Origin of the sequence: Marinobacter lutaoensis (assembly GCF_001981305.1) — a bacterium.
Lineage (GTDB): Bacteria > Pseudomonadota > Gammaproteobacteria > Pseudomonadales > Oleiphilaceae > Marinobacter > Marinobacter lutaoensis.
Genome location: NZ_MSCW01000001.1, coordinates 222,958 through 247,853, shown reverse-complemented (window position 1 = coordinate 247,853; position 24,896 = coordinate 222,958). Strand labels below are relative to the sequence as shown.

The 24,896-nt window shown below is 63.4% G+C and carries 23 protein-coding genes and 4 tRNA genes; 9 read left to right on the top strand and 18 right to left on the bottom strand.

Annotation, left to right across the window (positions count from 1 at the left end):
• Nucleotides 1-26: 26 nt before the first annotated feature.
• The 3 genes from BTO32_RS01130 to BTO32_RS01120 all read right to left on the bottom strand — a co-directional run bounded on the left by BTO32_RS01130 (nt 27) and on the right by BTO32_RS01120 (nt 2,275).
• Nucleotides 27-572: a rhodanese-like domain-containing protein gene (locus BTO32_RS01130; RefSeq protein ID WP_076722603.1), complete on the bottom strand. Its 546-nt coding sequence runs from the start codon at nt 570-572 to the stop codon at nt 27-29.
• Nucleotides 573-775: 203 nt separating this feature from the next.
• Nucleotides 776-852: transfer RNA gene (locus BTO32_RS01125), tRNA-Met, on the bottom strand.
• A 112-nt stretch (nt 853-964) separates the two neighbouring features.
• A complete protein-coding gene (locus BTO32_RS01120) occupies nt 965-2,275 on the bottom strand; it encodes an acetyl-CoA C-acetyltransferase (RefSeq protein ID WP_076722602.1) in 1,311 nt (436 codons plus the stop codon).
• A gap of 168 nt (nt 2,276-2,443) precedes the next feature.
• Between BTO32_RS01120 and BTO32_RS01115 the strand changes: the two genes are divergently transcribed.
• A complete protein-coding gene (locus tag BTO32_RS01115) occupies nt 2,444-3,853 on the top strand; it encodes a 3-oxoacyl-ACP reductase (RefSeq protein ID WP_076722601.1) in 1,410 nt (469 codons plus the stop codon).
• Between the two features lie 49 nt (nt 3,854-3,902).
• Here BTO32_RS01115 and BTO32_RS01110 read toward each other — a convergent pair.
• From BTO32_RS01110 to BTO32_RS01085, 6 genes are all read right to left on the bottom strand, one after another.
• Nucleotides 3,903-3,978, bottom strand: a tRNA-Val gene (locus tag BTO32_RS01110).
• A gap of 7 nt (nt 3,979-3,985) precedes the next feature.
• Nucleotides 3,986-4,062, bottom strand: a tRNA-Asp gene (locus BTO32_RS01105).
• A 62-nt stretch (nt 4,063-4,124) separates the two neighbouring features.
• Nucleotides 4,125-4,200 (bottom strand) — tRNA-Val (locus BTO32_RS01100).
• A 140-nt stretch (nt 4,201-4,340) separates the two neighbouring features.
• A complete protein-coding gene (locus BTO32_RS01095) occupies nt 4,341-4,568 on the bottom strand; it encodes a hypothetical protein (protein ID WP_076722600.1) in 228 nt (75 codons plus the stop codon).
• Between the two features lie 110 nt (nt 4,569-4,678).
• Nucleotides 4,679-5,566 (bottom strand): DUF2846 domain-containing protein, encoded by an 888-nt coding sequence (locus BTO32_RS01090; protein WP_084206735.1) that lies wholly within the window; start codon nt 5,564-5,566, stop codon nt 4,679-4,681.
• A 110-nt stretch (nt 5,567-5,676) separates the two neighbouring features.
• Nucleotides 5,677-6,600, bottom strand: coding sequence for a hypothetical protein (locus BTO32_RS01085; RefSeq protein ID WP_076722599.1), 924 nt, complete (start codon nt 6,598-6,600; stop codon nt 5,677-5,679).
• 178 nt (nt 6,601-6,778) lie between these two features.
• On the opposite strand from BTO32_RS01085, the gene purE reads away from it, so the two are divergent.
• From purE to BTO32_RS01055, 6 genes are all read left to right on the top strand, one after another.
• The gene (gene purE, locus BTO32_RS01080) at nt 6,779-7,270 is read left to right on the top strand and encodes a 5-(carboxyamino)imidazole ribonucleotide mutase (protein ID WP_076722598.1); all 492 of its coding nucleotides are present in this window, start codon (nt 6,779-6,781) and stop codon (nt 7,268-7,270) included.
• 76 nt (nt 7,271-7,346) lie between these two features.
• Nucleotides 7,347-8,465, top strand: coding sequence for a 5-(carboxyamino)imidazole ribonucleotide synthase (locus BTO32_RS01075; RefSeq protein ID WP_076722597.1), 1,119 nt, complete (start codon nt 7,347-7,349; stop codon nt 8,463-8,465).
• A 75-nt stretch (nt 8,466-8,540) separates the two neighbouring features.
• On the top strand, nt 8,541-9,119 hold the full coding sequence (gene sodB, locus BTO32_RS01070; RefSeq protein WP_076722596.1) for a superoxide dismutase [Fe]: 579 nt from the start codon (nt 8,541-8,543) through the stop codon (nt 9,117-9,119).
• 236 nt (nt 9,120-9,355) lie between these two features.
• Nucleotides 9,356-11,416, top strand: coding sequence for a putative bifunctional diguanylate cyclase/phosphodiesterase (locus BTO32_RS01065; RefSeq protein ID WP_076722595.1), 2,061 nt, complete (start codon nt 9,356-9,358; stop codon nt 11,414-11,416).
• 22 nt (nt 11,417-11,438) lie between these two features.
• The gene (locus tag BTO32_RS01060) at nt 11,439-12,026 is read left to right on the top strand and encodes a LemA family protein (RefSeq protein WP_076722594.1); all 588 of its coding nucleotides are present in this window, start codon (nt 11,439-11,441) and stop codon (nt 12,024-12,026) included.
• 9 nt (nt 12,027-12,035) lie between these two features.
• The gene (locus tag BTO32_RS01055; RefSeq protein WP_076722593.1) at nt 12,036-14,000 is read left to right on the top strand and encodes a M48 family metallopeptidase; all 1,965 of its coding nucleotides are present in this window, start codon (nt 12,036-12,038) and stop codon (nt 13,998-14,000) included.
• An 8-nt stretch (nt 14,001-14,008) separates the two neighbouring features.
• Here BTO32_RS01055 and gspD read toward each other — a convergent pair whose 3' ends face one another.
• From gspD to BTO32_RS01025, 6 genes are all read right to left on the bottom strand, one after another.
• Nucleotides 14,009-15,958 carry a type II secretion system secretin GspD gene (gspD, locus tag BTO32_RS01050; protein WP_076722592.1) on the bottom strand — a complete coding sequence of 650 codons (1,950 nt, stop codon included), beginning with the start codon at nt 15,956-15,958 and terminating at the stop codon, nt 14,009-14,011.
• 32 nt (nt 15,959-15,990) lie between these two features.
• The gene (locus BTO32_RS01045) at nt 15,991-16,839 is read right to left on the bottom strand and encodes a type II secretion system protein N (protein WP_076722969.1); all 849 of its coding nucleotides are present in this window, start codon (nt 16,837-16,839) and stop codon (nt 15,991-15,993) included.
• Nucleotides 16,840-16,841: 2 nt separating this feature from the next.
• On the bottom strand, nt 16,842-17,633 hold the full coding sequence (gene gspN / locus BTO32_RS01040; RefSeq protein ID WP_076722591.1) for a type II secretion system protein N: 792 nt from the start codon (nt 17,631-17,633) through the stop codon (nt 16,842-16,844).
• 160 nt (nt 17,634-17,793) lie between these two features.
• Entirely contained in the window at nt 17,794-19,431 is a 1,638-nt protein-coding gene (gene groL, locus BTO32_RS01035; RefSeq protein WP_076722590.1) for a chaperonin GroEL, read from the bottom strand.
• Nucleotides 19,432-19,505: 74 nt separating this feature from the next.
• Nucleotides 19,506-19,796, bottom strand: coding sequence for a co-chaperone GroES (groES, locus tag BTO32_RS01030; protein WP_076722589.1), 291 nt, complete (start codon nt 19,794-19,796; stop codon nt 19,506-19,508).
• A gap of 195 nt (nt 19,797-19,991) precedes the next feature.
• Nucleotides 19,992-20,474 carry an FxsA family protein gene (locus BTO32_RS01025; protein ID WP_076722968.1) on the bottom strand — a complete coding sequence of 161 codons (483 nt, stop codon included), beginning with the start codon at nt 20,472-20,474 and terminating at the stop codon, nt 19,992-19,994.
• Nucleotides 20,475-20,639: 165 nt separating this feature from the next.
• Between BTO32_RS01025 and BTO32_RS01020 the strand changes: the two genes are divergently transcribed.
• The gene (locus tag BTO32_RS01020; protein ID WP_076722588.1) at nt 20,640-21,401 is read left to right on the top strand and encodes an SDR family oxidoreductase; all 762 of its coding nucleotides are present in this window, start codon (nt 20,640-20,642) and stop codon (nt 21,399-21,401) included.
• A 30-nt stretch (nt 21,402-21,431) separates the two neighbouring features.
• Here the strand turns inward: BTO32_RS01020 and BTO32_RS01015 are convergent, their stop codons facing one another.
• Genes BTO32_RS01015 through BTO32_RS01005 form a run of 3 tightly spaced genes read right to left on the bottom strand, consistent with a single transcriptional unit; the run spans nt 21,432 to nt 23,624 of the window.
• Nucleotides 21,432-21,740 carry an MGMT family protein gene (locus tag BTO32_RS01015; protein WP_076722587.1) on the bottom strand — a complete coding sequence of 103 codons (309 nt, stop codon included), beginning with the start codon at nt 21,738-21,740 and terminating at the stop codon, nt 21,432-21,434.
• Complete coding sequence (locus tag BTO32_RS01010) at nt 21,740-23,089, bottom strand: AmpG family muropeptide MFS transporter (protein ID WP_425435215.1); 1,350 nt, start codon at nt 23,087-23,089, stop codon at nt 21,740-21,742. Before BTO32_RS01010 ends, BTO32_RS01015 begins: the two co-directional genes overlap by 1 nt.
• A 52-nt stretch (nt 23,090-23,141) precedes the next feature.
• Nucleotides 23,142-23,624 carry a YajQ family cyclic di-GMP-binding protein gene (locus BTO32_RS01005; RefSeq protein WP_076722585.1) on the bottom strand — a complete coding sequence of 161 codons (483 nt, stop codon included), beginning with the start codon at nt 23,622-23,624 and terminating at the stop codon, nt 23,142-23,144.
• A gap of 129 nt (nt 23,625-23,753) precedes the next feature.
• Between BTO32_RS01005 and BTO32_RS01000 the strand changes: the two genes are divergently transcribed.
• On the top strand, nt 23,754-24,725 hold the full coding sequence (locus BTO32_RS01000; protein ID WP_076722584.1) for a GGDEF domain-containing response regulator: 972 nt from the start codon (nt 23,754-23,756) through the stop codon (nt 24,723-24,725).
• Nucleotides 24,726-24,896: the final 171 nt, after the last annotated feature.

Genomic DNA, 24,896 nt, shown 5'->3' with positions numbered 1-24,896 from the left:
GATCCCGTTGGCCGGTACCACCGCCGCTAGGGGCGATAGATCTTGTCCGGATTGATGTCCATGGACCAGGGCAAGCCGGCGTTCTGCCAGCCATTGACCACCCGCAGCCCTTTCATCTTGCCGTCCTTGGCGGTGCTGCCCTGAAAACCGTGGTCGATGTACTTCACATTGGTAAAGCCCCGCTCGAGCAGGTAATCGGCGCTGGGTTTGCCCCGGGACGAGCCAGACCGGCACATGGTAATGACCAGCGCATTCCGGTCCAGTCCCTTGGCCGCCAGGGCGGCCTCGACCTCGGCCGCGAAGTCCGGATTGGTCACCATGGCGAACTTGGCCTTGTTTTCATCGAACCGGGTGCGATCCACCAGCTTGAAGGGGATGTTGACATCCACGGCATCGGTGAAACCGATGAACATGATCTCCACCGGGTCCCGGACATCCACGAACAGCAGCCGGTCGCCCTGCGCCTGAACCAGGGCCCAGGTCTCTTCCGGTGTGATCGACAGCGCCTCTTCGGCGTGAACCTGAAAGGACAGCCCCAGCAGCAGGGACAACGACAGCAGCAGGTGTTTCATGGCAATCTCCCGTAAGGCTTCGGTACCGGGTCGGGGCGCAGGCCCGGCCGGTCATCGGATATTCCAAGCTTAGTACAGATGCCGTGAATCAACCACTTTTGGAATATCTATATAACCAAAAGTTGATGCCAATCAAAACGGTTCGGCGGACGCCGGAAACAAAAAAGGCAAATCCGATTCCGGATTTGCCTTTTTAAGAAAAATGGTAGCGGGGGCTGGATTCGAACCAACGACCTTCGGGTTATGAGCCCGACGAGCTACCAGACTGCTCCACCCCGCATCAAAACTGGCGGTCACCCGGGGCGGCCCCGGACAACGTGGCGGGCATAATACGAACCCAAGTGGTCAATGTCAAAGGAAATTTCGGGAATCCCGTAACGTCGGGGAACGGCTCAGCGCTCAAGGATCGCCGTCACGCCCTGACCACCGGCGGCGCAGATGGAAATCAGCCCGCGCCCCCGCCCCTTCTGCTGCAGCAGTTTCGCCAGGGTCGCGACGATACGCCCCCCCGTAGCCGCAAACGGATGGCCAGTGGCCAGGCTGCTGCCCTTGACGTTGAGCCGGGTGCGATCGATGGTGCCCAGCGGTGCATCCAGCCCCAGCCGGTCGCGGCAGAATCCGGGATCCTCCCAGGCCTTAAGGGTCGCCAGCACCTGGGCAGCGAACGCCTCGTGGATTTCATAAAAGTCGAAGTCCTGCAAGGTCAGCCCCGCCCGGGCCAGCATCCGGGGCACAGCATAGACCGGAGCCATCAGCAACCCCTCTTTCCTGTCCACGAAATCGACCGCCGCCACTTCCGAGAAGGTCAGCCAGGCCTGGACTTCCAAGCCATGCGCCTGCGCCCACGCCTCACTGGCCAGCAGGACACAGGAGGCACCGTCGGTCAGGGCCGTGCTGTTGGCGGCGGTCAGGGTCCCATGGTCCCGGTCGAACACCGGCTTCAGGGACGCCATTTTCTCCAGGGTGCTATCCGGGCGCAGGACATTGTCCCGCTCCAGGCCGGCAAACGGTGTCACCAGATCCTGAAAGAACCCCTCGTCGTAGGCCTGGGCCAGCTTCTGGTGGCTCTCCCAGGCCAGCCGGTCCTGGTCCTCGCGGCGGATCTCCCAATCCCGGGCCGTCACCTGGCAGTGCTCCCCCATGGACATACCGGTGCGTGGCTCGCCGTTCTCGGGTATCTCCGGCAGCAGGTGTCCCGGCCGGAACCTCGACAGGATACGCAGGCGCTCGCCGGTGGTGCGGGCGCGGTTCAGGTCCAGCAGGATCTGGCGCAGTCCCTCACTCACGCCGATGGGTGCATCGGAGGTGGTATCGGTGCCGCCAGCGATGCCGCAGTCAATCTGACCAAGGGCAATCTTGTTGGCCACCAGAATCGCCGCCTCGAGGCCGGTGCCGCAGGCCTGCTGGATGTCATAGGCGGGGGTTTCCGGCGCCAGTCCGGAGCTGAGCACCGACTCCCGGGTCAGGTTGAAATCCCGCGAGTGCTTGATCACGGCACCGGCGACCACCTCGCCCAGGCGCTGCCCTTCCAGCCCGAAACGGTCCACCAGCCCGCGCAGCGCGGTGGTCAGCAGTTCCTGATTGCTGATCCGGCTATAGGCGGTGTTGGAACGGGCAAACGGGATGCGATTACCGCCCAGTACGGCGACGCGACGTACGCCCGGTGCCGGGCGGGGTTTAGCGGTTCGGTTGGCCTGTGCCATGATGTCCCCCTGATCTTGACTGGCATGGGGGCCAGTCTAACGCGCGCAGGCCACCGCTCATTGGCAAACCTGACATTTCCGTGCCCCCGTTGAGTCAATCCAAAAGCGGCCGGATGCCTTACCCTGAAGGTCCATCCGTTGCCAACATCCTGCACGAGGACGATCCCGATGTCAGACCTCTACCTGAGATTCGTCAATACGCCCATTGGCAAGACCGCTGCCCAGACCCTGGGGCTGCCTGCCCCGGTCCCCCTGCAACGACTGAAGCGCACCGACCAGCCGTTCATCGAGGGCCAGGTGTTGCTCGGCGCGGCACCGGGCGGCCGGGCCATCGCCAGCCTGGGCCGTATTCTCGGCGCCAGCCCCGCCCGGCTGTTCCATGCCACCGGCCGCGACAGTCTGGCGGACTCCGCCGGCGCTGGCAATGCCTGCCGGCCTCTCGACCTGGCCAACACGGAACTCACGACAACCTTCAACGCCTTGGTGTTCGACGGCACCGGCATCCGCACGCCGGAACAACTGCGGGCCCTGTACGACCTGTTTCACCCCACGCTCCGGACGCTCGAACGGAACGGCCGGGTCCTGCTGGTAGGGCTGGACCCGGGGCAGTGCCGCAAGGCACCCCAGGCGGCGGCGCAACACGCCCTGGAAGGTTTCACCCGCAGCGTTGGCAAGGAAATCGGTAGGAAGGGCGCCACCGCCAACCTGATCCGCATGGCACCGGGTGCCGACGCCTGGCTGGACTCCAGCATGCGCTTTTTGCTGTCCCCCCGCGCCGCCTATGTCGACGGTCAGGTGGTGGTGATTGGCAAGGGCGCCGACACCCCCGCCACCAATCCGGTGGCCCCCCTGAGCGGCAAGGTGGCGCTGGTCACCGGCGCTTCCCGGGGGATCGGGGAAGCCATCGCCCGTACCCTGGCCCGGGATGGAGCCACCGTGATCGGCCTCGACATCCCCGCCGCCAGGGACGATCTGGAGCGGGTGACCGGTGACCTCGACGGCCACTCGCTCACCTGCGACATCACCGACGCCCAGGCTCCGAAGCTCATTGCCGAGTTCGCGGAACAGCACTTCGGCGGACTGGACTTCGTGATCCACAACGCCGGCATCACCCGCGACAAAACCCTGGCCAACATGCCTGAGCATTTCTGGGACATGACCCTCGCGGTCAACCTCGTGGCGGAGGAACGGATCGACGAGGAACTGCTCGGCCGCGACCTGCTGCGGGACAACGGCCGCATCGTCTGCATTTCCTCGATCAGCGGCATTGCCGGCAACTTCGGGCAGACCAACTATGCGACGGCCAAGGCCGGGGTGATTGGTTATGTCCGGGGCATGGCCCGGCATCTGAAACGGGGCATCACCATCAACGCGATCGCTCCCGGGTTCATCGAGACCCAAATGACCGCCGCCATGCCGGTCACTCTGCGCGAGGCCGGCCGGCGCATGAACAGCCTGTCCCAGGGCGGACAGCCGGTGGACGTGGCCGAAGCCATTGCCTGGTATTGCCACCCCGCGTCCAGCGGCATCAACGGCAATGTCGTCCGGGTCTGCGGCCAGTCACTGATCGGGCGCTAGCGGAAAACGAAAAAAGGCAGGTCGATGACCTGCCTTTTTCGGGGAATTCTGGTGGGTGGTGCAGGGATCGAACCTGCGACCCTCGCCTTGTAAGGGCGATGCTCTCCCAGCTGAGCTAACCACCCGGGAAAATGGCGGAGCGGACGGGACTCGAACCCGCGACCCCCGGCGTGACAGGCCGGTATTCTAACCAGCTGAACTACCGCTCCGCATCAACGGCCGAACCTGAAACCGGACGGGGTGGTCCGGCGATGCTGAAAACTCTCGAAGATGGTGGGTGGTGCAGGGATCGAACCTGCGACCCTCGCCTTGTAAGGGCGATGCTCTCCCAGCTGAGCTAACCACCCGCTCGTGCTTCGAAAGCTTTCCGAATTGCCGTCTCCAGCAATTGAGACGCGCATTTTAAGCATTTCCCCGACGGTGTCAAACCTTTTCCGAAAAAAATCCCAAAAAAACCGCAACCCCTTAAAAGTCGTACATTTTTTACTCACGCCGAGCGTTTTCGCCCGGCCTCGTCGTGGCCTCCGGACAGCCCCTGCCCGGCCCGTTCCGCCTTGCGGCGCAGCGCCAGCTCACTGACCTGCGGACGCCGATCCTCCGGCACCGAACGGCTGGCCAGGGCATGGTTGATCGCATCCAGTCGGTCGCGAACGTCCCGCACACGCTGCCTCAGCCGACGCCCCAGAGTATCCAGAATCCCCCGATTCAGCCCCATGCTCAGCCTCTCCCTGCTCTGCTCAAACGGTGTTGATGTCCAGTCTAGTTCGCCTTGCCCGGACCGACAATGACCCTCAAGCCAACGCCTTCGGCAGCCGGGCCACTGTCCTAGAAAATCCACCAGCCGCCCTCGGCATCGGCCCGGCGTTCCCGCTCTTCCTGCAGACGGGCATACGCCTCCTGCAGCTGCCGGATGTCCCGGTCCGCCGCCAGCGGTACCGTCGGACCGCCACCGAACGGCCAGTACCAGGGCGCATCCCGGTATTTCCCAGCGGTTTTCAGCCGCTCGATTTCCAGCTCCCGCTCTTTCTCGAGATAGGCCAGTCGCCGCGCGTAGTCGGTGTCTTCGTTTACCTCAACGATGGAGGTTCCGGCATGATTGGGTGCCAGCAGGTCGCTGTTCAGGAACCGGGTGGCGACAATTTCCTCCGGCTGCATGGCGTAGCGGCGGGTCACCAGCTGCAGGTCTCCCCGGACCAGTGGGTGATCCGGGTCCAGGTCCGGATAACGCTCATCGGGCACCGACAGCTCACTGTACCGGAGGTAGTAGACGCGCCCCGCCTCGACCGTGAAGGCCGCGTCGGCGATCAGACGCAGACTGAAGGAATTGACGCCCTCCAGCCCCAACAGCGGCCGGCGCATGGTGATGTGGCGTTCACCGGGACGGACCTCGAGCCAGGTATAGCTGCCGTCGCGGAGGTTGAAGTAATGCCGGTCATCAATGTAGACGCTGGGCGCCTCGATCTCATCGGCCGCCCACTGGGAATGGGGACGATAGAAATACAGCAGGGCGTTGCGGTGATCCCAGCGGTCGTTGTCGATGTGCACGAAATCATGACCGGACACCGGATGCAGGTACGCCCCGGTGCTCTTGCCGATGGACTGGTAGACGGTGCACCCGGAGCCGCACAGCAGCAGGAGCAGCACCAGCGGCCAACCCGGCCGCGGTGTCCGACCGGGGCGGCCCGGGGAAACGGGGGGCGCAGGCTTGTTCATTATCGTTACTCTTCATCCCACTCTCTGCGCCCGATGATAGCAACCGCCCCCGGAAAGAAATGAGAGCTACCGCAAGGGATGACTACAAACCGTTACAAACCGGTCTGAGGTTACTGCACCACCCGCGCCTCCAGCCGATCCAGCCGGTCGGAGAGGCGGACCAGGCGCGATGTCAGCTGGGCCCGGGAGGCATCGATGGCCTGCACGGTCTTGTCCAGAGAGGACAGCGCATCGCGCAGTGCCCGCACGTCCTTACTGCCGGCGGCGGTCTCGGCGCGTTTCTCCAGCGCCGCCAGGCGGCTTTCCAGACCGCTCAGGGTCAGTTTCTGCTCCTGCTCGAAACGGCGCAGCCGGCTGTCCACCACCTGATCGACCTCAGCCATCCGCTGGCTCAGAGAAGCCAACTGATCCGTGGTCTGGCGGGACGCCTCATCCAGGTCGGCGAGGGTCACCGACACCTGCTCACTCAGGGCCGCCAGATCCGTTTTCAACTGGCCAAGCCGCTGCTCGTGGTCGGTCCGTACCGCCGCCAGGGACGCACGCGCCTCCGCCAAGCCGCTGTCCAGGGCATCCAGGCGCGCCTTGTTGCGCTCGTTGGCCACCACCCACAGCTTGCGGATCTCGCTGTTGGCGGCCTCGAGCTGCTTGTGATTATCGGCAATCCGGGCTTCCAGGGTCTGGCCCCGCTCCTGGAGGTTTTCCCCGGTCTCACTCAGTTCCCCCTCGAAACGGGCCAGCGCCAACTTGCTTTGCCGCGCCCAGTAATCCGCCTCCTCCAGCTGGGCCTGCAAGGCATCGAGGCGTTGCTGTTGTAGGTACCAGCCCGCGAGCCCGGCACCGGTCACCACCAGCAGTACCAGCCAGTACAGGGCTCCACCACCGCTCCGGTGCGCTGGCGCGGCACGACCACCGGCACCGGCAGCATCTTGCGCCGGCGCCCGCCGGTTCTTCCGGCCATCCGATGCCGGAGGGCGGGGGCCGGCCTTGCCGGCGGTTGCTCGCAATTCATCGTCGTCTGGGCGGATCGGTTCCATGGCTGCTCCTGAACATGTCCGGGCCGCGGAATCGGCCAAAAAATACCGTTGCAGATAATACATGGGCCGATGTCCGGGATAAAATGACACGCAGCTCATGCTGGCGGGGCGGCAAGTTGCACGACCCGGGGCCAAAATTTAAAATGGCCGGCTTTCCATTCTTCTCGGGACGTTGCTTATGCAGCCGCTTGTAGGACTCATTATGGGCTCCAAGTCCGACTGGCCCACCCTGGAACACGCCGCCAACATGCTGGACCGTCTCGGCGTACCCTATGAAACCCGGGTCGTGTCCGCGCACCGCACACCGGATCTGCTGTTCGAATACGCCAAGACCGCCGCCGACCGGGGGCTGAAAGTCATCATCGCCGGCGCGGGCGGGGCCGCCCACCTGCCGGGCATGGTGGCGTCCCAGACGTCGCTGCCGGTGCTGGGTGTTCCGGTCCAGTCCAAGGCCCTGAATGGCCTGGATTCGCTGCTGTCCATCGTCCAGATGCCCGGAGGCATTGCCGTGGGAACCCTGGCGATCGGCAAAGCCGGCGCTACCAATGCGGGCCTGCTCGCCGCCCAGATCATCGGCACCCACGATGACACGGTGCGTAAGGCCGTGGAACAATTCCGGGAAACCCAGACACAAACCGTGCTGGACAACCCGGACCCCAGAAACCCGTAAACCGGCGGGCCCGGCCGGGGCGGTTCGTGCCGCAACGCCACACGATCATTTGCCAAGCACTGGCAGGAGAACTCTGATGAGAATTGGTGTCCTAGGCGCCGGCCAGCTGGGCCGCATGCTGGCCCTCGCCGGTTACCCACTGGCCAAGAACTTCGTCTTTTACGACATGTCCGGTAGCCCCAGCGCCGGGCTCGGCGAGGTGATCATCGACCGCGACGGTCGCTATCTGGACGACTTTCTGTCCCGGGTTGACCGGGTGACCTACGAGTTCGAGCACCTGCCGGTCGAAGTGGCCGAAAAACTGGCGCAGCAACGCCCCATGCACCCCTCCCCCCGGGCCCTTCAGGTGTGCCAGAACCGCGAAGCGGAGAAAACCCTGTTCGGGCGCCTGGGTATTCCCACGCCCCAATGGCGCATCGCGGACAGTGCCGAGGCACTGGCTGACGTTGCCAGAGAGCTGGGCTGCCCGGTGGTCGCCAAATCCATCACCGAAGGCTATGACGGCAAGGGCCAGGCTGTCCTGAGAACCCCCGAGGATGCCGCCGAGGCTTGGCGGGTCATCGGCCACCCAAGGGTCATCGTCGAGCAGTTCGTCCACTTCACCCGGGAAGTGTCCATCATCGCTGTCCGGGCCGAGGATGGCGATGTCGCCTTCTACCCGATGGCGGAGAATGTTCACCACGAAGGCATCCTGCGCTACTCGATCGCGCCCGCGCCCGGGCTGTCGCCGCAGGTCCAGCAGGAAGCGGAGCGCTACATCCGTGCCCTGCTGAACGACATGGACTACGTCGGCGTGCTGACCCTGGAGCTGTTTGAGACCGAACACGGCCTGCTGGCCAACGAGATGGCTCCCCGGGTCCACAACTCAGGCCACTGGACCCTTGAAGGGGCGATGACCAGCCAGTTCGAAAACCACATCCGGGCCATCAGCGGCCACCCACTGGGCAACGTCGACCCGCGTGGTCTAAGCTGCATGATAAACATCATCGGCGAACACGGTGACACGGACCGGATCCTGGCCCTGCCCTATGCCCATCTCCACCTGTACAACAAGGCGGAACGCCCGGGGCGCAAGCTGGGGCACGTCAATATCCTGGCGGACAGTTATGAGGAACTGGTTTGGCGGGTGAGGAACTGCGCTCAGTTCCTGCCGGGGTCGCCGGAGTTTAAAAGTTCTTTGACCGCAAGGGGTTGATCTGACTCAAATCGCCCTTATATTGCGTAGTCGTACACACTCACACAAACACAGAGAGACAGGGAGAACGACCTCATGGCATTTGAACTTCCCCCACTGCCCTACGAAAAGAATGCACTGGAGCCGCACATCTCACAGGAAACCCTTGAGTATCACTACGGCAAGCACCACCAGACCTACGTCACCAAGCTGAACGGTCTGATCGAAGGCACCGACAACGCCAACAAGTCTCTGGAAGAGATCATCAAAAGCTCCAGCGGTCCCCTGTTCAACAACGCCGCCCAGGTTTGGAACCACACCTTCTACTGGCACTGCCTGAGCCCGAACGGTGGCGGCGAGCCCACCGGCGCGGCCAAGGAAGCCATCGAGAAGGCCTTCGGTTCGTTCGAGGCGTTCAAGAAGGAATTCAGCGACAAGGCCGCCAATAACTTCGGTTCAGGCTGGACCTGGCTGGTCAAGAAAGCCGATGGCAGCGTCGCCATCGTCAACACCAGCAACGCCGAAACCCCGCTGACCGGCCCGGACAAGCCGGTACTGACGGTGGACGTGTGGGAGCACGCCTACTACATCGATTACCGGAACTCCCGCCCGAACTACCTGGAGGCGTTCTGGAACCTGGTCAACTGGGATTTCGTCAACGAAAACCTGGCCTGATCGGCGTCATTTCAGGCGAAAACACCACGCCCGCGCAGTCGCGCGGGCGTTTTTGTATCTACCAGGCACGAAAACCGAACAAATTGAAACACCCAGCCGGAGAAATATCTGAAAAAATCGCCGATACTCAAGGCAGTACTGCCTAAAATGGACCACACTATAACACTGGGTAGAGTTTCTCTTTCGAGGTCCCGTGACAAACCGACGTCGCCGACTTGGACTATTGATGGCTCCCAATGCACGCACCCTATGAAGTCGAACACCGGCTGGGCTTCCGCATTCTCCGCTGGACCCTGGGTATCGCACTGATCACCGGCATCGTGGTGAGCGCGGTGCAGGTTGCCCTGGATGTCCGCGGCGTAAACCAGGACTTGGAAACCCAGGCCAGGGAAACCATCGCCACCATCCGTGACGCCGCGACCCAGGCGGTCTTCAGTATCGATTCCGAACTGGCCCGCCAGGTCGTTGACGGCCTGTTCGCCAAGGATGCAGTGCGGCTGGCCCAGATCGCCCATCCCGACGGCCAGCTGCTGGCCCACCGAAGCCGCCCGCTGAGCCAGACCCTGTTTCGCCCCCTCACCGACCCGATCTTCGGCAGCGAGCGCCATTTCCGGGAGCCTTTGGCCCGTGACACCGAGCCGGAAGTCATCTACGGTTTTCTTGATGTCCATTATGACACTGCGCCGTTCGCCCAGGCCTGGATGAACCGGGCGCTGGTCACCTTCGCGTCGGTGGTCGCCACCGCCGTTATCCTTGGGCTGTTGTTGTTCATCGTCTTTCACCTACTGCTCACCCGCCCATTGCTGCGCATCGTGCACTCGGTCAAGCAGGTCGATCCCGCGCATCCGGACGACCGCCTGGTGAACCTGCCGTCCGGGCACGAGAACGACGAGCTGGGCCTGTGGGTGAATGCCACCAACAACCTGCTGGTGGCCATCGGCGACAGCCAGAAACGGCACCGGGAAGCGGAAGACCGGGTCAGTCGCCTGTCCCGCTACGACCAGCTGACCGGCCTGCCCAGCCGTGAAACCTTCATGGACCTGTTGCAGGGCAACATCCAGGAGGCCGCACGTCATGAGGCCCTGCTGGCGCTCACCGTGCTCGGCGTCGACGACTTCAAATCCCTTAACGAACAGTGCGGTTTCCGCACCGGCGACATGATCCTGCAAACCATCGCCGACCGGCTGACCAGCAAGCTGGGCAGCGGCCGCTTCACAGTGGCCCGACTAGGCAGCGACCAGTTCGTGGTGCTGGAGAAAGGGTTGAGGGACGGCTATGAAGCGGCCAATACCGCGGAACTGATCCTGAGCACCATCAAAGCACCAATGACACTGGGCGACCAGACCGTTTCCACCAGCGTCACCATGGGCATTGCCCTCTACCCCTCGGACGCGGACCAGGCGGACCGGCTGCTGCAGAACGCGGAGCAGACCATGGCGCTGGCCAAACAGAAAGGCCAGAACCACTTCCAGTTCTATGTCGCCAGCATCGACAAGGAGATCCGGGACCGGAAGCTGCTGGAAAAAGACCTGTCCAAGGCGCTGAAAAACCACGAGCTCTATCTGGTCTACCAGCCCCAGGTCAACCTGGAAACCGGACGCATCATCGGCGCCGAGGCCCTGATCCGATGGCAGCACCCGGAACGGGGGCTGGTGCCACCGGACGAATTCATCCCGGTGGCCGAGGCCAACGGCTCGATTGTCGAGATTGGCCAGTGGGTGCTGGAGCAGGCCTGCTGGCAAGCGGCCCGCTGGGCCTCCGAGGGCTTGGCCCTGCGCATTGCAGTCAATCTTTCCGCCGTCCAGCTGCGCCAGGGCACCATCGTCGAGGACATCCTCAGCACCCTGGCCCGGCACAAGATTCCTGCGGGCCGGCTGGAGCTGGAGGTAACCGAAACCAGCTTCATGACCAACCTCGCGGATGCGGTGGACAAGCTGCGAGCCCTGCACCGAGCCGGCATCAGCATCGCCGTGGACGATTTCGGCACCGGTTACTCGTCCCTCACTTATCTCAAGCAAATGCCGGTACAGCACCTGAAAATCGACAAGCAGTTCATCCGCGACCTGCTGGTCAACGAGGAAGACACCCGCATCGCCAACACCATCATCGACCTGGGGCGCAGCCTGAACCTGACGGTCGTCGCCGAGGGCGTGGAAACCGCCGAACAGGAATACTACCTGAAACAGCGTGGCTGTAAGCTTGCCCAGGGCTACTACTTCAGCAAGCCACTGCCGGCCCGGGAATTTGAGACTTTCGTCCAAAGCTTCCACCAGAAGATCGTGGAAAATAACACCTGATCTGACATCGAGAGGAGTCACCATGGGAACGACCGTCATTGGCCTGGTTGTCATCGCCATCGTCGTGCTTTACCTGATCTACATCTACAACCAGCTGGTTTCCCTAAGGAACCAGTTCAAAAACGGCTTTGCCCAGATCGATGTCCAGCTGCAACGGCGTCACGATCTCATTCCCAACCTCGTCGAAGCCGCCAAGGCCTACCTGAGCCACGAAAAAAGCACCCTGACCCAGGTGATGGAGGCACGCAACAACGCCGTCAGCGCCCAAAAGGACGCGGCCCGGGACCCCGGCGACAGCACCAGAATCCAGCGCCTCGGCAGCGCCGAAAACCTGCTGACCAAGGCCCTGGCCAACTTTTACGCGGTGGCGGAGAACTACCCGGAGCTGAAAGCCAACGAAACCATCCAGCAGCTGATGGAAGAGCTTTCCAGCACCGAGAACCGGGTCGCCTTTGCCCGGCAGGCCTACAACGACGGCGTCATGAACTACAACATCTTCCGCGAGAAATTTCCCAACAACCTCATCGCCGGCCTGTTCGCCTTCAAGGAAACGGCGCAACTGCAACTGGAATCCCCGGACGCCCGCCAGGCGCCGAAAGTCTCCTTCTGACCCTGAGCCATGGCCCACCCCGGTTTTTTTCAGCGCCAGGCGCACGCCCGGCGCAACACCGGCCTGCTGGTGTTTCTGTTCCTCAGCGCCGTCATCCTGATCACCCTGGCCGTCTGCCTGGTCGGCTACCTGGTGACACGGAGTGAAACCTCCTCCCTGCCCTTTCACCATTGGCTGCTGTCGTCGCACGGGCTGATCACCGCCGGCGTCGTGGTAGGCCTGATCGGCACGGGTTCGCTGGTTCGCTGGGCGGACCTGGCCGACGGTGGCGAGCGGGTGGCACGAATGGTCGGAGCCCGTCTGATCGACCCGGACACCCGCGACCCGGACGAGCGCAAGCTGCGCAACATCGTTGAGGAGATGGCCATCGCCAGCGGTGTCCCGGTCCCCCAGCTCTATGTCATGGACCAGGAAGCCGGCATCAACGCCTTCGTCGCCGGCTACACCCCGGGCGAGGCGGTTATGGTGGTCACCCACGGTGCCCTGGCCCAGCTCACCCGGGACGAACTGCAGGGCGTGGTCGGGCACGAATTCAGCCATATCCTCAACGGCGACATGCGGATCAACGTGCGGCTGATCGCCCTGCTGGCCGGGATTCTGATGATTGGCCAGATCGGCGGCTTCCTGGTGCGGGCCTCATTCCACCGGGGCTCCCGCTCGAACCGCGACAACCGCGCCCAGGCCGGTCTGGGCGCGGTTGGCCTGGCACTGCTGGTGATCGGCTACGTCGGGGTGTTCTTCGGGCGGCTGATCCAGGCGGCGGTGTCCCGGCAGCGGGAGCTGCTCGCGGATGCCTCCTCGGTCCAGTTCACCCGTAATCCGGAAGGGATTGGCGGCGCCCTGTTCAAGATCGGTCTGCACGGCGGCTATCTGGAAAGCACCAGCCATGCCAGCGACATGAACCACATGTGCTTTGGCGAAGCCACCCGCATGACGTTCAGTGCGCTGCTGGCCTCCCATCCTCCCATCGAGGAGCGGATCCAGAAAATCCAGCCCGGGCTGCTCGCCCGTCTGCGCAGCCGGCTCAGGGACACTCACCCCAGCGCCGAACTGAGCCCGTCCGTAACGGCGCAGCCGCAAGCGACACGGCTGGGGGATATCGCCCGCCAAGTCTATGAGCCGGTCCGGGCCGCGAGCATGTCCCCCATCGCCCGGGCAGCCCCCGTCCCCGCTCGGTCACTGTCACAGCAGGTGGGTACCGTCAGCCAGGACAGCGAACGCTACGCCACCCGCTTTCTGGAGCAGCTGCCAGCCACATTCCGGACCCTGCTCTACACCCGGGCCGGCGCGGTACAGCTGTGCTACGCGCTTCTGATCGGGCACCTTCCCCGGGAGGAGCAGAAGGCTCAGCTGGCGCTGCTTCCGGAGCATCCGGTGCTGGGGCCACAACCAGAGCTGCTCGCCAAACTGCTGCCGACCCTGGCCAGCCTCGGTGAAGGCGTACGCTTCCCAGCCCTGGAGCTGGCCATGCCCGCGTTGCGCAAGCTGGACCCGGAAGAGCGCCGGACCCTGATCGCCAATGTCCGCCGCCTCGCCGCGGCTGACCAGAAAATTTCTTTGTTCGAACTGGCCCTGACCAGCTTCCTGGCCCGCCATCTGGAGCGGCAGGCCGGCCAGGCGGTGCCGGTCCGTTACCGCGCCTACAAACCGGCGCTGCCCGCCATACGCAAACTGCTGAGCCTGATGGCAAAGGCGGGAAGCCGGACCCAGGACGAGGCCAACACCCTGTACCGGGAAGCCATTTCGGGGTTCATGACTTGGCGGGAAGAAGAGGCGCCAGGCGTGGAAAAGGTCACCATGCGCCAGCTGCAGGAGGCTTTGACCGCTCTGAACCGCCTGTCGCCCCTGCTCAAGCCGGCGGTCATCGATGCCTGTGCCCACTGCGTCAGCCACGATGGCCAGGTCGAGCCCAGGGAGTACGAGCTGATGCGGTTGATCGCCGACCAGCTCGACTGCCCCATGCCGCCTCTGTGAGACGGCGTCTATTCGAGGGTGGGAGACTGGAACAGGGATTCGATGGGCGGGCGCTCTCCGCGCTCGGGCAGGCCCAGTTTTTCCCGGATGCCCAGGTTCACCTCCCAAAGTGTCCGGTACTTGCCGTCGGTGGCGGCGGTGGATTCCGCCTTGTCGAGCATGATTGTCGGGCGCAGGAACACCAACAGGTTGCGCTTCACCCGCCGCTCCGACTCCGATGAAAACAGGCGCCCGAGCACCGGGATATCGCCCAGCAGGGGCACCTTGCTGCGGGTGACCTGAAGGTCGTCCCGGGTGAGGCCGCCCAGCACGATGGTTTCGCCGTCGTCCGCCAGCACGGTGGTCTTGATCTCACGCTTGTTGGTGACGATGTCCGAGGCGTCCTCGATGCTGTCCGCCACGCTTTCGGTGGTCTGCTCCACCACCAAGCGCACCAGCCCGTCGGCGCTGATGGTGGGCGTCACTTTCAGGGTCAGGCCGACGTCCCGCCGCTCAATGGTGGTGAACGGGTTGCTTGCGCTGTCCCCGGTCTGGGTGTATTCGCCGGTGCGGAACGGCACGTTCTGGCCCACGGTAATCTCCGATTCCTGATTGTCCAGGGTGATGATGCTGGGCGTGGACAACAGATTCGCCGCGCTCGAGGTGGCCAGCGCCTGGATCAGCACGCCCCAGCTGATGCCCCCCTCGTTACGCTCACCGGCCCCCAGGGTAATCCCCCCCAGTGCCGGCGTGATGGCCGACTCGTTGAGAATCGCCGTCAGAACATCGCCAAGGCTGCGTCCCACGTTACCGAAGTTGGTACCCACCACCGGCGTCGAGCCCCCGGACTCGTCGCCGGCCGCGAACTGAACGCCCAGATCCTGCCCCAGTTCATCGCTGATCTCGACAATGGCGGCCTCGATCATGACCTGAGCCCGGCGGATGTCCAGTTGCTCCACAATCTGCTCCGCCTCCTGCATCAGGGACGGCTCCCCCCGAACCACCAGGGCATTCAGGCCTTCGTCCGCGAACACCGAGAAGCTGCTGTTCGGGCGCGCCCCCGAAGCCCCGGAGCCGGAAGCACCGACGGAACTTTCCTTGACCCGCTCGCCCATCACCCCTTTCAGAATCTCAGTGAGATTCTTGGCATCGGCGTGTTTGAGGCGAATCACCTTGGTGGTGCCTCCGGTGGCGGACGGCTGATCCAGCTGGCGAATCAGCCCTCGCATCTTGTCCCGGAAGGTCTCGTCGCCCCGCAGGATCAACCGGTTGCTGCGTTCATCGGCGGTCACGCTGTATTTACGGGCGGCATTCTCGCCCCCGGCGCGCCCCAGTTCATCGGGTGCCAGCTCCTGCAGCAGCGTCACCATGTCACCCACCCAGGCTTCTTTCAACTGGATCACCTCCACCTCGTACTTGGAGGGGCTGTCCAGCTCACGGACAATCTGTTCGATCCTCTGGATATTGGCGGCATGGTCACTGACGATCAGAGCATTGGCGGCGGCCACGCCGGCCAGGTGGCCATACTTGGCCACCAGCGGCCGCAGAATGGGCACCAGTTCCAGAGCATTGGCGTTGTCAATCTGAATCACCCGGGTGATCAGCTGTTCCGAGGGCACGTCCGGAAACCGGGACAGGGATTCGGCGGACTGCTTGGCATCCACCTGCTGCACCACCTTGATCACTTCCTCGCCGGGAATGGCGGTGAAACCATGAACGTTCAGGACCGCCAGGAACAGGTCATAGATCTCGTCCTTGTTCATGGGCGCGCTGGACAGCACCGTCACCTTGCCTTTGACTCGCGGGTCCACCACAAAGCTGTAACCGGTGATGTCGGCGACCTGGGTCACGAACGCACGGATGTCGGCATCCTTCAGGTTCAGGCGCCAGGTTTCTTCCTGGCCATGGGCCAGGGACATCAGAGAAAAGAGCAGCCACAGCGCGAGGGCCCGTAGCAAAGTCGTCTTATGGTTATGCATCTGGCGTTTTCGTCCTGTATCGTGAGCCCCGATCAGCGCCACTGCTCGGGGATGGCATAGCTGACGGTCAGGAGCGTTCCGTCCCGTTCAATCTCGATTTCCAGCTGGGGCTGATCCCGCCAGCTCTCCAGCAGCGCCTTGTCCTGTTCCAGGTCGCCCAGCCGCTGGCCGTTGATCGCGGTGATCACGTCCCCAGCCTGTAGGTTGAGGGCGTTCAGCATCGCGCTGGAGCCGTCATAGACGTAACCGGACTGCCCCGAATCGTCAACCGGACGCAGGCCGTAACTGGCAAGGGCGGCGAGCCCCTGGGTATCCAACTGCTCCCGCGCGGCCGAAAGGAACGCATCGGGCGAGGATTCTGCCGGTTCCTCGGCCGCTTCCGCAACCACTCCGGCCGACTCGGACTCTTCGAACGTCAGTGACTCGTAGCGGCCACCACGGCGGATCAGGATGCGACCGGCCTCCACTTCCGCCAGTTCCGCGTTGCCCGGCAGCAGCTCACCGACCCGGTAGTAGGCCGTTTCTCCGTTGCTTCCTGCAACTATAGCACCGGACGCTTCCGGACGGGGGCCCACCAAAACGCCCTCCAGACGCAGGCGCAGTCGGGTTTCCGGGGCCGAACGCCTGACGGCTTCCTGCACGCCGGCCTCGACCCTGGGACGCCCGAAAAATGTGTAACTGGCCATCGGATAGGCCTCCACCCGGCCTGGCCCGGGCGTTCCGGCCTCCGGTGCCGGCGGCGGAACCGGCCGCTCCTGCCAGGCGAGAGTCCAGGTGACTCGGGCCAGCACCACCCCCAGATACAACACCAGCGCCAGCAACAGCAGGTTGGCCAGCCCCCTTGCGAGGGCGGCCTGGGGGATTCCCGACGTCTTGGCCACCGTCACAGCCCTCCCGGCACCAGGGGTTGGCGCACCCGGAACACCACGTCGGAAGGACGGGCGGCATCGGACCAGGGCTGACCGGCTAGGTCCACCATCCGTTTGTAGACGCGAATGTCCATCATGCCGTCCCAGGAAACCTGAACGTCCGCCGCGGGGCCGGGGGCCTCCGCGGCCCTTACCGACAGGGAGACCCCGCCTGGGCGCCGGGTCATTTCGGCGAGCATGGGCGGAAAATCCGCCGCTCCCACCTGTCCGGCCATGGGCCACGTGACTCTCCCCCCGCCCCAGCGCGCCAGACCGTCGGCCTCGGACAGGCTCCGGTCCCGCCAAACCAGGTGCAGGCGCTCCACATCCACCGCGCCCTCGATCATGGCGCCGCCACTGCGGCGAATCAGGTCTTCGAACTCGGCAACATCCACCCGGCCCCGCGCGTCCAGGGAGCCTGCTCCCGGCCAAGTCAGGGTCAGATGCCCCTCCAGGTGGGAGCGGACGGAATCCAGCCGCACTTCCAGTGGCAAACTGAGCCCCGTCAGCGACGGCGCGCCGAGCCCCCAGGTTACCCGAACCGGATAGCCCAGCACTTCAAGCCCAGCCGCGCCTTCCCAGAGCGTACCGGAGACTTGGCGCACCGAAACCTGTGACGGCAGCCGGACATGGCCGGAGGCCTGCTGCCAAAGCCAGCCTGCGGGCACCCAGATCACCAGGGCGACCAGGTAGGTCACCAGGCCCAGGAGCAACAGCCCCATCAATTTGCCCAGGCGGAAAAAACGTGTCGGCTTGGCGTCACTCATTCACTCATACACACGAAAGACCGGAAGCCGAGTCTAACAAAGCCCCCCGACAAGTTCATGACAAAAAACAAAAACCCCGCGCCGGTGTGAACCAGCGCGGGGTTTGGGTTTGGCTCGTGCCGCGCCTTTGCGGGCGCGGCAGGGTCCAAGCCGGTCGGCGTTACATCATGCCGCCCATGCCGCCCATGTCGGGCATGCCGGCAGCCGCCGGTTTCTCGTCTTCCGGCAGGTCGGACACCATGGCTTCGGTGGTGATGATCAGGGAAGCCACGGAGGCTGCGGCCTGCAGGGAAGAGCGGGTGACCTTGGCCGGATCCAGGATACCCATTTCCAGCATGTCGCCGTACTCTTCGGTCGCAGCGTTGAAGCCAAAGGCACCTTCGCCTTCACGCACCTTGGCCACGACAACGGAGGGCTCGCCACCTGCGTTGTATACGATCTGACGCAGCGGAGCTTCCATCGCCCGGCGCAGGATGTTAACACCGGCTTTCTGCTCTTCGTTGATGGCATCCACTTTGTCCAGAGCGGCGATGGCACGGATCAGGGTCACGCCACCACCCGGTACGATGCCTTCTTCAACCGCAGCGCGGGTGGAGTGCAGAGCATCCTCAACGCGGGCTTTCTTCTCCTTCATTTCCACTTCGGAGCCAGCACCCACCTTGATGACGGCCACACCGCCCGCCAGCTTGGCCACACGCTCTTGGAGCTTCTCCTTGTCGTAGTCGGAGGTGCTCTCTTCGATCTGCTTGCGGATCTGCTCGACGCGAGCCTGGATGTCGGCTTCCGCGCCCGCACCGCCGATGATGGTGGTGTTTTCCTTGGTGACGGTTACGCGCTTAGCGGTACCCAGATCATCCAGGGTGGTGTTCTCCAGGGTCAGGCCCACTTCTTCGGAGATCACGGTACCACCGGTCAGGATGGCGATGTCCTGCAGCATTTCCTTGCGACGGTCACCAAAGCCCGGCGCTTTTACGGCGCTGACCTTGACGATGCCGCGCATGTTGTTGACCACCAGGGTCGCCAGGGCTTCACCCTCGATGTCCTCGGCGATGATCTGCAGCGGCTTGCCAGCTTTGGCAACGGCTTCCAGGACCGGCAGCAGTTCGCGGATGTTGGAGATCTTCTTGTCAACGAGCAGGATGTACGGATCCTCCAGCTCAGCGGACATGTTCTCCTGGTTGTTGATGAAGTACGGGCTCAGGTAGCCACGGTCGAATTGCATACCTTCGACCACTTCCAGCTCGTCTTCCAGGCCACGGCCTTCCTCGACGGTGATGACACCTTCCTTACCCACACGCTCCATAGCCTCGGCGATGATCTTACCGATGGACTCGTCACCGTTGGCAGAGATGGTGCCAACCTGGGCAATCATGCGGCTGTCGTCGCAGGGCTTGGCCATGTCGCGGATGGCCTTGACGGCCTCGGCGGTGGCCTTGTCGATGCCGCGCTTGAGGTCCATCGGGTTCATGCCGGCGGTAACGGCCTTGATGCCCTCGTTGACGATGGCCTGAGCCAGAACGGTTGCGGTGGTGGTACCGTCACCGGCGGTGTCGTTGGCCTGGGAAGCCACTTCCTTCACCATCTGGGCGCCCATGTTTTCGAACTTGTCTTTCAGTTCGATTTCCTTGGCCACGGACACACCGTCCTTGGTCACGTTCGGCGCGCCAAAGGACTTGTCGAGCACCACATTCCGACCTTTCGGACCCAGAGTGACCTTCACGGCGTCCGCCAGGATGTTAACACCCTTGACCATGCGCTTACGGGCGCTGTCACCGAATTTAACGTCTTTTGCTGCCATATCGTCTATTCCTGTTCGTTAAACCGAATGTCTGTCGTTCGAATGAAGGACTGTTCGTTCGGATCGCCCCGCGATCAGTCTTCGAGCACGCCGTAGATTTCGCTCTCGCTCATGATGAGCAGTTCTTCACCGTCGATCTTCACGGTATTGCCGGCATACTGACCGAACACCACGGTGTCACCCACCTTGACCGCCAGCGAACGGGTTTCGCCATTGTCCAGGATCCGGCCGTTACCGACGGCGAGCACTTCACCCTGGGAAGGTTTTTCCTTGGCGTTACCCGGCAGCACGATGCCACCTGCGGTTTTCTCTTCTTCTTCCTTGCGGCGTACGACAACACGATCGTGTAGCGGCCGAATTTTCATTGCTCGGTTTCTCCAGTAGTCAGATTAATGTGGCAATGACAGTTGATGTTGAACCGCCTGCACAGTGCCCTGCCCAGGCGCATTGCCCGGCTGTCCATGCCGGCTGACGCACAGCCAGAAACAGCCTGCAACGAACTTGTGCAACTTAAATGGGGATGCCCAAGGGCATTTCAACACCCCGAATAAAAAATTTTTTCACTTTTTTTCGAGCCGGTCGTGATCCCGCTCGGTATGCTCCCGATACTCCCCTTCGATGATGTCGCCCTCCCCTCCGGAGCGGAACGGGCCACCCCCGGCACGGAAGTAAAAGGCCCGGGTCTGCCCCGACACCCGCAGACGCTTGAGAGCCCGGGCCGCCAGCCAGTGCCGGGTTCCGGGCAGCAGGCAGAGGAAACCGGCGGCGTCGGTGATGAACCCCGGTGTCAGCAGGAGCGCCCCGCCCACCGCCAGAATCAGCCCCTCGGCCACCTCCCGCGCCGGCAGTTCGCCGCTGTTCAGGCGCTCATTCGCCCGCAGCAGGGTCGCCAGCCCCTGCTGGCGCAACAGCCAGGCTCCCATGACTGCCGTCAGCAGCACCAGAGCCACGGTATTAAGGACACCGATCAGACTGCCAACCTTGATCAGGACAGCCATCTCGGCGATGGGCAAGACAATAAAAAGCAACAGAAAAACTGGCATGAAAACCCCAATGGCAAAGGGTGTGTTCAGGGCGCCTCTGATATACTCGGACACCTCGACAACAACAGCCGGTACACGGCCTTTATCCCGGGCTCCGGCCACGGGCAACACCGGGCACACAGTCATTGCACAAATCACTCACTGTTGATGAATTGAGGGCAAACCATGAAACTTCAAGATTCCGTGATTGCAATTACCGGCGGTGGCCAGGGCCTCGGTCGGGCCATGGCTGAATATCTGGCGGCCCGGGGCGCCCGTCTGGCGTTGATCGACTTGGTACCGGAAACGCTCGACGAGGCCGTGGAGGCGTGCGTCAGGGCCGGCGGCGAGGCACGGGCCTATCTGTGCAACGTCGCCCGGGAAGAGGAGGTGGCGAAAACCTTCGAAACCATTGCCCACGATTTCGGCCAGCTCAACGGCCTGATCAACAATGCCGGCATTTTGCGTGACGGTTTTCTGATTAAGGCCCGGGACGGCAAGGTGGAACGGCGCATGGAATTGTCCCAATGGCAGGCGGTGATCGACGTCAACCTCACCGGGGTATTCCTGTGCGCCCGCGAAGCGGCGACCCAGATGGTCCAGACCGGCAGCCAGGGCGTGATCATCAACATTTCGTCCATTTCCCGGGCCGGCAACATGGGGCAGTCCAACTACTCCGCAGCCAAGGCCGGCGTAGCCGCGCTGGTGCCGGTCTGGGCCAAGGAACTCGCCCGCCACGGTATCCGTTGCATGGGCATCGCCCCGGGCTTCATTGAAACCGAGATGACCGCGTCCATGAAGCCGGAGGCACTGGAGAAGATGACCGCGGGCATTCCGCTCAGGCGCATGGGCAAGCCGGAGGAAATTGCCTCCGCCGCTGCGTTCATTTTCGAGAACGACTATCTGTCCGGGCGCATCATCGAGGTGGACGGCGCGCTGCGCCTGTGACGCCGGGCCGGGGCAATGGGGGCGCAGCCCTCATTGCCAGCCAAACCGCGCCATCGATACCCGGCCGTTGACGACCTCCACCCCTTCCTCCGCTAACAGGCGAACCTGTCGCCGAAAGGCCTCGCTGTCCGCCGGAAAGGCAATCTGGCCGTTGCTCCGGATCACCCGGTACCAGGGCACCGAATGCCCCGGCGGCAACCGGCCGAGGGCGCGCCCGACAAACCGGGCCTGCCGCCCCAGCCCCGCCATGGCGGCGACCTGGCCGTAACCGGCCACCCGGCCTTTCGGAATCGCCAGCACCACCTGCCAGATCCTCTGTTCCTTGCTGGGCTCGTCCATCAGGACCTCTCCTGCCGAACCACGGGATCCGGGGCCAGGGTATCCAGGCGCCGGCCCCGGCGCATCAGAAACAGGACCAACAGGATGGCCGGCCCCCCCATGAGTGCGGACATGGTGAAGAAACCGGCATAGCCGAAGGCCTCCACCAGAAGCCCGGAAAAACCGCCGAGAAACTTGCCCGGCAAGGTCATCAGCGAACTGAACAGCGCATACTGGGTGGCAGTGAACGAGGCACTGGTCATACCGGAGAGCCAGGCGATCAGTGCCACGTTGGCAATGCCTCCGCTGAGGTTGTCGGCACTGACCACCAGCGCCAGAGTAACGATGTTCGGCGGATACTGGGCCAGCAGTACAAACAGCAGATTGGTGGCGGCGGTCATCACCGCTCCGGCCAGCAGGACCCGGCGAACGCCATAGCGCACCACCAGCACGCCGCCCAGCAAGGAGCCGCCGATGGTCATGAAAAAGCCGAACACCTTGGTGACGTCCGCGACCTGGGTCTTGGTGAAGCCCAGGAAATTGAGGTAGAAGGGATTGGCCATCACCCCCATGGCGATGTCCGACACCCGGTACAGCGCCACCAGAGCCAGGATCGCCAGCGCCAGCTCCCGGTAACGCTGGAAAAAGTCCAGGAACGGGCCGGCGACCGCCGCGTAGAACCAGCCGGCCAAGCGAGCCAGCCTGGGAGGCAGGTCCGCGCGCCGGGCCGCTTCCCGCTCAATGTGATGGGCGATGTCGCCGGCAACGGCGTAGTGGTTCACCGCCGGCTCGCGAGCCACCAGAATGGTCAGCATGCCTACGCCCACCAGCACCGCCATCGTCTCGTAGGACACCTGCCAACTCCAGAACTCCGCCAGATACAGGGCCCCGGCCCCGGCCACCAGCAGGGCCAGCCGATAACCGAAGATATAGGTGGCCGCGAGTGCCGCCTGCAGACGTTCCTCGGCGATCTCGATGCGGTAGGCATCGATACCAATGTCCTGGGTGGCCGAGGAGAACGCCACCAGCAGCCCCCACAACGCCAGCCGCTCCGGATGCGCCACCGCATCCACCTGTGCCATGGCATACAACCCGGTGGCAATGCCGGCCTGGGCCAGCAGAATCCAGCTGCGCCGCTTGCCCAGTAGCCGGTCCAGCAGCGGCAGACGCAGGCGATCGACCACCGGCGCCCAGAACACTTTGATGGAATAGGTCATGCCCAACCAGCTGAAGAAACCGATGGTGGCGGTTTCCACCCCGACATCCGCCAGGCGGGCGTTGAGGGTGGAGAACACCAGAAGGAAAGGCAGGCCCGCCGAGAACCCCAGAAACAGCAAAGCAATGACTTGCCACCGGGTATAGGTGTGCAGTACGTCCCGGATCAGGATACGGCGGGCTTCGGAAAGGATAGCGGGCCTCCCGTCAATCCCGGAAGTTGTTGAACTGCAGCGGCAGATCCAGCTCCGCCTCGCGCAGCATGGCGATCACCGCCTGAAGGTCATCCCGCTTTTTGCCGGTCACCCGGACCTTGTCGCCCTGGATCGCGGCCTGAACCTTCATTTTCTGATCCTTGATCATCTTGACGATCTTTTTGGCCATGTCCGTTTCGATGCCCTGTTTCAGGGTAAAGTGCTGTTTCACCAGCTTGCCGGCCTTGCTGTCACCGTCCTCCGCCAGGGCACGGACGTCGATGTTGCGCTTGGCGAAGGCCATCCGCAGCATGTCCGTGAGCTGTTCCAGCTGGAACTCCTGCTCCGCGCTGAGGGTAATCCGGGAATCCTCCAGCTCGATGCCCGCCTCCACGTTCTTGAAATCCCAGCGGTTACCCAGCTCCCGACGGGCTTGGTCGACCGCATTTGTGACCTCGTGCATGTCGATTTCGGAAACAATGTCAAAAGAAGGCATGGTCGTCATTCTCCAGGGGGCGCGCAAGCGTATACTGGCGCCACAGGTTCTATCCCAAAACGCCGCAAATCATAACAAGAGCCGGCAGACACCGCACGTGACAATGGACGGATAAACAAGCAGGACTCCATGCCCAACCTCGACCTTCCCATCCTCGTCGTCGACGACGCCAAGTTCAGCAGCATGGTGGTCAGCCGCACGCTCCGCAATGCCGGCTACCGCGATGTCCGTATCGCCAACAACGCCCGAACCGCCCTGCAACAAATGGAGCAGCGCCCGGTGAGCGTATTGATCGCAGACTGGCTGATGCCGGAAATGGACGGCCTGGAACTGACCGATCAGGTACGCCAACAGGACGAACAGAACAATCACTACACCTACGTCATTTTGCTGACTGCCCGGGAGAGCGTCGAGGCTCTGTCGGAAGCCTTCGACCGGGGCGTGGACGACTTCATCTACAAGTCCGACATGACCAAGCAGCTGATCCCCAGGGTGTTCGCCGCCGATCGCATGGCCGACCGTCAGAACACGCTGCTGCAGGCCAACGCGCGGCTGATCGAGAACAATCGGGAACTGGCCAGCACCAACATCATCGACCTGGAAACCGGCCTGTGCAACAGCCGGTACAGCCGCCAGCGACTGGACAAGATCCTGCGCCACGCCGAAGCCCGGGGCGGCGCCTCCGCCTACGTGCTGTGCGGCATCCGCAACTGGCAGGAACTCAAGCGCGCCTATCCGGCCTCGGTCATGGGCGAGCTGGCCACCGGCATCGCCCGACGCCTGGGCAGCCTGATCCGACCGATCGACACCCTGTGCCGGATCGGCGACAATCAGTACGCCATCCTGGCCTACTTCCCTTCGCCGGAACACTGCACCACCGCCGCCTTCCGCCGTGTGTTCGACGGCATCAACCATAAGGCCCTGAAAACTTCCGCCGGCTACATCTCGGTGGAGGCCGGCATGGCGCTCTGCCGGGCCGACGCCCAGCAGGGCACCCCCACGGTCCAGGATATGGAACAGTCCGCGCTCCAGGCACTGGTGGACGCCTACGAAACCCGCCGCTTCACCGAAACGGCACCCATGGCAGGGATCGGGGCCTGAACCCGGAACGACGAACAATCGGTAACACGGTGACACAGATCACACACAGACAGCCCGACACCCCGGGAGTAACCTGACATTGTGGATTCAAGCAGTATCCCCCATGGCGGAGGGTCCGAGTCGTACCTCCGCCGCATGATGGGGTCCACCGAATGATCGAATGTTCAGGCA